Source organism: Mesorhizobium sp. P3_A9 (genome assembly GCF_056402975.1).
Genome location: NZ_JBFUGJ010000296.1, coordinates 1 through 7,155, shown reverse-complemented (window position 1 = coordinate 7,155; position 7,155 = coordinate 1). Strand labels below are relative to the sequence as shown.

Annotated in this window: 8 protein-coding genes and 1 pseudogene; 2 read left to right on the top strand and 7 right to left on the bottom strand. The window is 60.2% G+C overall.

Going from position 1 to position 7,155, the window contains the following annotated elements; all coding sequences use genetic code 11:
* The 7 genes and pseudogenes from AC1DX0_RS27660 to AC1DX0_RS27630 form a co-directional block, all read right to left on the bottom strand.
* Positions 1-151, bottom strand: a pseudogene (locus AC1DX0_RS27660) (CpaF family protein); the annotation flags it as partial.
* Positions 152-174: 23 nt separating this feature from the next.
* On the bottom strand, positions 175-1,464 hold the full coding sequence (locus AC1DX0_RS27655; RefSeq protein ID WP_477222996.1) for a CpaE/TadZ family protein: 1,290 nt from the start codon (positions 1,462-1,464) through the stop codon (positions 175-177).
* A gap of 36 nt (positions 1,465-1,500) precedes the next feature.
* Positions 1,501-2,211 carry a CpaD family pilus assembly protein gene (locus tag AC1DX0_RS27650; protein ID WP_477222997.1) on the bottom strand — a complete coding sequence of 237 codons (711 nt, stop codon included), beginning with the start codon at positions 2,209-2,211 and terminating at the stop codon, positions 1,501-1,503.
* A 14-nt stretch (positions 2,212-2,225) separates the two neighbouring features.
* On the bottom strand, positions 2,226-3,752 hold the full coding sequence (locus AC1DX0_RS27645) for a type II and III secretion system protein family protein (protein ID WP_477357580.1): 1,527 nt from the start codon (positions 3,750-3,752) through the stop codon (positions 2,226-2,228).
* Positions 3,749-4,564, bottom strand: coding sequence for a Flp pilus assembly protein CpaB (gene cpaB, locus AC1DX0_RS27640; protein ID WP_477222999.1), 816 nt, complete (start codon positions 4,562-4,564; stop codon positions 3,749-3,751). Before cpaB ends, AC1DX0_RS27645 begins: the two co-directional genes overlap by 4 nt.
* Positions 4,565-4,780: 216 nt before the next feature.
* Entirely contained in the window at positions 4,781-5,299 is a 519-nt protein-coding gene (locus tag AC1DX0_RS27635) for an A24 family peptidase (protein ID WP_477357578.1), read from the bottom strand.
* 183 nt (positions 5,300-5,482) lie between these two features.
* Complete coding sequence (locus tag AC1DX0_RS27630; protein WP_477357575.1) at positions 5,483-5,635, bottom strand: Flp family type IVb pilin; 153 nt, start codon at positions 5,633-5,635, stop codon at positions 5,483-5,485.
* A gap of 380 nt (positions 5,636-6,015) precedes the next feature.
* On the opposite strand from AC1DX0_RS27630, the gene AC1DX0_RS27625 reads away from it, so the two are divergent.
* The gene (locus tag AC1DX0_RS27625) at positions 6,016-6,438 is read left to right on the top strand and encodes a pilus assembly protein N-terminal domain-containing protein (RefSeq protein ID WP_477223001.1); all 423 of its coding nucleotides are present in this window, start codon (positions 6,016-6,018) and stop codon (positions 6,436-6,438) included.
* Positions 6,439-6,578: 140 nt separating this feature from the next.
* A partial coding sequence (locus AC1DX0_RS27620; RefSeq protein ID WP_477357573.1) for a TadE/TadG family type IV pilus assembly protein occupies positions 6,579-7,155 on the top strand: 577 nt, incomplete at its 3' end.

Genomic DNA, 7,155 nt, shown 5'->3' with positions numbered 1-7,155 from the left:
GTGCGCTTGGCTGCGGCGCTGCCGCGGGCCGGGCGGCCAGAACCGCCGTGTCCGCCGAACCCGAGGGCGGCGGCGCGGCCGGCGCCGGTGCTGGCTGGCGGAATTCCGGCGTGAACCGGTTGCCGTCGTCGTTGCCTCGTTTACCGAACATGATCGACTACCGACCCCACTGCGTCACTTCTTGTTTCGCGAGAGCTTGCCGAGCAGACTGCCCAGGCCAGCCTTCTTTTTCGTCCGGATCTCGCTGCGGCCGGTCAGCACATGAGCAATCTCATTGATCATGGCCACAACCGGATTCTTGGCATCCATCTCGCCGAGCATGCGCCCATTGTTGGCTGCATTGCCGAACAGCAACGGATCGAAGCCGATGACCGACATCGGCGTCAGGCCGAGCGGCTCGGCGAAATCGGCCGGTGAAATTTCCGGCCGCTTGGGCACACCGGCCTGGTTGATGATCAGCTTAGGCGGTGGGTCGTTGGGGCGAAGCCGCTTCAGCATGTCGACCAGGTTCTTGGTGTTGCGCAGATTGGCCAGTTCCGGCGTCGCCGTGATGACGATCTCGTCGGCCTTCACCAGCGTGTTCTTGGCCCAGCCGGTCCAGATATGGGGAACGTCGAGCACCAGAAGCGGAACGCTGCGCTGCGCGGTATCGACAAGCTGCGCAAAGGCATCGGGATCGAAGTCGTAGACGCGTTCCAGCGTCGAGGGCGCCGCGAGCAACGACAGGTGCTCGGCGCATTGAGTCAGCAGCCGGTCGAGATAGACTTCGTCGACGCGTTCAGGCGAGAACACCGCTTCAGCGATGCCCTGTGCCGGATCCTGGTCGAAATTGATGTTGGCCGTGCCGAAGGCGAGGTCGAGGTCGGCAACGACGACCTCGGACTTGAACAGGGTGGACATTGCCCAGGCTACGTTGTGGGCAATGGTGGAAGAGCCGACGCCGCCCTTGGCGCCTACGAAGGCGACCGAACGGCCGAGCGGTTCGGCCTCCGGATCGACGAAAATCGACGACACGACACTGACGATGTCAGCCATCGACACCGGCGCGATGACATATTCGGAGATGCCGGAACGGATGAGCTCGCGATAGAGACCGACATCATTGTAGTGGCCGATCACCACCACCTTCGAGGATGGATCACAGTATTCCGAAAGCTGGGCGAGCTGCTCCAGCAATTGCTTGGGTTCGCTGCGCGACTCAAGCAGGATCAGGTTCGGCGTCGGCGCCGACTGATAGAACTCGATGGCCGTGGCAACGCCGCCCATATGCACCTTGAGATGCGCCTTGGTCATGCGGCGGTCCTCGCCGGCGCGCTCGACCGGATTGGCAACGCCTTCGGTCTCGCARAATGCCTGGATCGAGATGCGCGGAACCGGGCGCAATGCCTGCATCGCGGCGATGTCCTGCGACGAGGTATCACCGCCGTCCACGGTGGCGTCATAGGCAAGGTTGCTCATGGTCATGCTCTTTCCGTGGCTTCTCTTCCTCGAGGGCTCGGCTCAGTACGTCACTTCCGAATTGCCGAGGAATTCATCCGAAATGCCTCTGCTGCGGTAGACATCGATCACCGCACCACGATTTTCCGCGTCGATGGTGGTCTGCTTGCGCGGCCCGAGCAGGTCGGCCGGGTTTGCCATCTGGGCCGCGAGATTGTTCTGATAGGAGCAGCCGAAGTCGGCATAGTGCTTGTTTTCCGTGGTCTCGACCAGATCGTCGGGCCAACGACCGCATTTGTCAGTCTGGGCTCTCACCGCGATAAAGGAGACGCGGATCGGGGCGGATGTCTCACTCGAGCCGGCCTGATAGGAGACCACGACGATGCGGTTGCGCTTGATGCCGCTGGCGACCGCGAGCCTGGCGAAATCACGGCCGGCCGCCGTCGCGGCGACCTGATTGGCCGATCCGCTGGGTATCTGTATCGTCAATGTCGGCGCGGCACTCTTGTCATAGCCGTCGAGGAAACCGAGCAGCGTGTCGCGCTGCGAGCCGGTCATGCCGCGGTCGCCGGCGCCGACAGGCAGGTCGATCTTCTGGTTCTTCTCGGCGATGACGATCGGATGGTTGGTGCGATAGTCGTCCGGAATGGCGCCAACGGTAATGCTGTCGCGCTGGGCGCAGCCGGCCAGCAACGCCGTCACCGCCACCGCCAGGATCGGCAGTGCTCGCATCGTCGTGGCGATGGTCCTGGTCTTCAACGCTGACTGAGACATGTCCGCTTCCCCATTCACTTGTAGATGTAGCCGACAACGCCGTGGTACCGGCCGTTGGGCTTGTCGGTCTGCATGGTGCCGTAGACGCGATTGACCTTGCCAAGGAACATGGCGGCACCATCGCTTGCAGGGTTGAAATTGTCGTCCGGCTTGGCGAGATCGTTGCGTGCCACGGGCTTCGCCAGATAGGGCGTGATGAAGATGACCAGCTCGGTTTCGTTGCGCACGAAGTCCCGGCTGCGGAACAAGGAGCCAAGGACCGGAATCTTGGTGAGGCCTGGCAGTCCGGAGACCGCTTGACGCACGTCGTCGCGAACCAGGCCGGCGATCATCATGGATCCGCCGGAAGGAAGTTCGACCGTGGTGTCTGCCAAGCGCTTGCGGATCGAGAGCAAGGTGGTTCCGGGCAGGCTGCCTACTCCCTCCAAGGTGGTGGCGCCTTCCATAGTCGGCTCAGACACGGAAGTCCTGACCTTGAGACTGATGCGGCCGGCCGACAGCACGACCGGCTGGAACTCCAGACCAATGCCGTATTCAATTTGCTGATTGGTGTAGGTGACCTGACCCGTCTGGTTGTCGCTTGAGACGTTGCTTGAACGTCCGGTAATGATATTGAACTCACCGCCGACCTTAAATGTCGCCTTTTCACCCGACACCGCCGTCAGCGTCGGTTCGGCGAGGGTCTTCATGACTCCGGACTGCTCCATCGCATTGATGTAGGCCTGAAAAGGCGAGGTGGCGCTGCCGAGGTTAAGGCCTGAAAACTGCGATAGCGGCTTGCCCAATCCATAGGCGGGAGAAGTCAGCGCATTCCAGCTGATGCCGTTGCTGTTGCCGCTGCCGACCATGTTGACGCCAAGCTGCTTCATCACCGAGCGGCTGACTTCGGCGACCGTCACTTTGAGCGTGACCTGATCRTCRCCAATGATCTGCAGCAGGTTGACGATCTTGCTGRTACGGCGTTCCTGGTCCGGRTTGTTGATGTCGACRCCGCTMTGGGCCGAGCCGCCGGCYGCGGTCTGYGAATATTGTCCGGTSGTCGCCTCACCGCCCGAGACGAAGATCGTCGCAAGRTCGACKGCGCGTTTGGCGTCCAGCGGCGTATCGACCATKCCGGTCAGRACGACGTTGTCGTTCAGCAGTTCCACCTTGACGTCCGAGGTCGGAATAAAGCGCTTGATGTAATCCTCCAGGCCGGCGACGTCGCGTTCGACGGCCAGGTCCAGGCTGGCGATCTGTTCGCCGTTCGGACCGAAGACGAAAATGTTGGTCTCGCCGACCGCCTTGCCGAACAGGTAGATACGCCTTGCGGTGCGGGTCACCGCATCGGCAACGGTCGGGTTGGCGACAAGAATGTCGTAGGCATCGCTTGGCAGGTCTATGACCACCGATTTGTTGAGGCCAAGCTTGACGCGCTGGGTGGCGGTCGTAGCCGTCACCTGCGTGCTCTTCGCCTCGGCAACGCCCTGCACATTCGTTCCGACGAGCAGCAGGCCGAATGCCGCGGCTGCGATTGCCGGCAGTTTACCGCTTAGCCTCATTTCCTTGCCCCTACTTCGGAGACTTCACCCGACTTGATCAGTCTCACCGTTCCCTTGCGGCCATTGCCGGAAACGAGATAGTCGGCCTCGTCCACATTCTTTTCCTGGGTGTCCGTGATCGCCCGCAGCGCCAGCGTCAGGCGATCCGCCATCTGCTGGGCGACGGTGATGATCTCCGCCTGTTTGGGCGTGAGCTCCAGCGTGGCGGTCTGGCCAACCCTGGTCTTCTTGCCCTCCTCGTCCTCCTGGATGGTCTGGTCGATTGCCAGGACGCGGATGTTCTTGAGGATGGTTTCGGTGTTGAAACCGGTGCCGCCACCGCTGGCATCGGCCCTGCGGGTCATGATGACGTCGACGAAATCGTTTGGAAGGATGAAACCGCCGGCCGAAGTGTCGGCCGATATGGTTGTGGCGACCGCCCGCATCCCGGAAGGCAGGATGGACGACATGAAGCTTTGCCCCTCGCCGATCAGTTTGGAGCGCCGCACGGGCTCGCCCGCGTACATCGGCACACGGGCAATCGACCCCTTCAATTTCTCCAGGGCGTCGGGAGCATTGGTCTTGGTGATGAAATTCGCGTTGACGCCGTCGGCCGGCCAAGATTGCCAGGAGATGTTGTTCTGAAGCGCGTTACCCATCAAGACATCACCCGAGAGCACAAGAACGTCCTGCAGGGGCACGGCAGGAGCCTGGGGCCCGGAATCGACGACGATCTGCGGCGGTGGGGCAGCGACCATATTTTTTGCGACATAGCCAGCGCCGCCCGCCGCGGCCACCGCCACGCTCAGAATAATCAGTCGGGATGCTGGCATCTGTCCGAACCCTCGCCCTTGGCAAACCACGTAGCCAAGCCGGACTTTGCAGCGGCAATCGTCAAAACAAGGTTAATGTAATGCTTACGATCGTGATTAATTTAAGGTTTACATAAATTAGCTGGATCGCGCCGCCACGCACGCAAAGAGCCCGGCCACTGCTCTTTTCAAAGCGGTCGGGCAACGCGCTCCGGGGTGACGGAAATCAGATCGTGTTCAGCTTGCAAGCCTTGCCAGCGCCCACACCATCAAGGGCGAATCCGGATAGGTCAGCAGGCCGCCAAGGCCGAGTGCGATCCCATAGGGAACGCCGGTGGTGTCATCCGCGAAATGACGCAGGAATGCATTGCGGCCGGTCATAACCGCCAGCGGCRACTTCCGATAAAGCAGGATGGCGAGCGTCAGCAGGCCGCCGATCATTGTCGAGACAACAAGGTATTCGACGAGATGGATGTTCAACCCCATCCACACGGCCGTTGCGGCCAGCAGCTTGGCATCGCCTCCACCCATGCCACCCATCGCGAACAGGCCGAAGGTCACGGCAAGGACCAGGGCACCGGCGGCGAAATGCCAACCATAGGCTGCCCAKTCCATACCCGTCAGCGGCGCRACCAGSGCGAAGACRRCSAMAAGCAGSACCGRCACGCGGTTGGCRATCGTCATCGACAGCRTGTCGGAGATCGCGGCAAAMAGCATGCARAACGGAAAGACRACGAARATCAGRGCTTCAAGCATCGGTGTCGCGCCTAAGGTTCAATTCCAATGAGCCAAGCCTAGGTATTTTCAATTAACGATTGATGAGGTGGTTCCCTAAAAATCGGGACCAGAACTGGCTGTGAAGCAGGTGAAACGAAGCAAGGGCCGCCAGTGGGCGGCCCTTGCTGTAACAAACAAGCTGATTGTCAGCAGTACGGCAGATCAGCTGCCGCTGGAGTTCAGCGTGGTGCCGATCGAGGTGAACTTGGCGTTGATTGCGTTGCCAAGGGCGCCGGCGCCGGTGATGATGGCAAGCGCGATGAGGGCGGCGATCAGACCATATTCAATAGCGGTCGCGCCGGATTCGTCCTTCACGAAACGTGCAAAAAGGTTAGACRTTTGAGAGCTCCTACTCCACGTGTTACAGCACTTCCGTCAACTTCTGTGATGGTTGATCGGATGCTTGCCAATCTAGGGAGAAGCTCTTTCGATCGGCTTAATAAACAGCCTTACCGATTCCTTTCCCGGCGCGATCGGAGTGCGTGGTTAACTCCATGCTAAGTGCCGGCTAAAGTACCGTGCCCTAGGCCAACGCCGCAAAAGGCAAGGGCTTGAGGAAGTTTGCAACTCGGCGTGGATCTGGCCATGCGAGCAACCATGCCGATCGCCACATCCGGCACAAGCAAGCCGACTTAACCGTTGGTTCACCAATCTCGTTCATGTTCCGTTGAACAGTTTGCTTGTGGAGCGCCTCGATGGCCGTGCAGAGATCCTCAATCCTGATTGCCGTGCTTCTTGCCGCCACGAGCTTGATCACGCCCGCCATTGCGGCTGCCGATATAGAAGTCACCATGAATCAGGCCAAGATCGTGAAACTGTCGCGTCCCGCCGACACGATCGTCGTCGGCAACCCGGCAATCGCCGATGCCTCGGTTCAGGACGCCTCGACGATCGTGCTCACCGGCAAGGGTTTCGGTGTCACCAATCTCGTTGTTCTCGACCAGGAGGGCAGCCCGATTGTCGACGCACAGGTTACCGTCGTGCGGCAGGCAGCCTCGTCGGTTCGTATTTACCGGCGTGCCGAGGTCCAGACCATGTCTTGCACGCCCTATTGCGAAAGCTCTTACAAGAGCGAGGCTGAAAAATCCTCCGAGGCCGAGATGAGCGTTAGCAAATAGGCTTACGTCGCTCTGGGAGCCGCCCAGGTTACCGGCCGGTTAAGACACTCGCGCCGACTTTAACGATCATTCAAACCGGACCTCAATTGGTTTGCGCTAATACACCTGTCGGAACCGTCCAGGGGTGGCAGGAACAAGGTATGGGCAACGAATTCGGCTCGACAGGTCAGCACAAGGTGGAGCGCTTCGGATTTTTGAAGCGCTTCGTTCGCAACCGCCGTGGCAGCACGGCCATCGAATTCGCAATTCTTGCATTGCCGTTCGCGCTTCTGGTCTTTGGCATCCTTGAAAGCTGCATCTCTTTTGCCGGCCAGGAAGTGATGGCCAACATCACCGACGATGTTGCGCGCCAGTTGCGCACGGGCCAGTTGAGACCGGCCGATGTCGCCGGGAACAAATTGACGACCCTGATCTGCGGCAGGCTGCAGATCATCGTCTCGACGGATTGTCCCGATCAGCTGCTCGTGGACCTTCGCGAGTATCCGACTTTCGCGGACGCAGCCACAGCGGGCTTCAAGATCCAGAATGGCGATGTCGTGCTGATGCAAGGCACGAACTCACAGACTTTTGCAAACACGCCTGGCCTGGCGGAATCGAAGAACATGCTGCGGGTCTTCTACAAATGGCCTGTCGTGACCGATCTGATGGCCAAGTCGATGGCCAATCTGAATGGCGGCAGGACACTGCATTTTGCTTCGGTGACCTGGCAGAACGAGC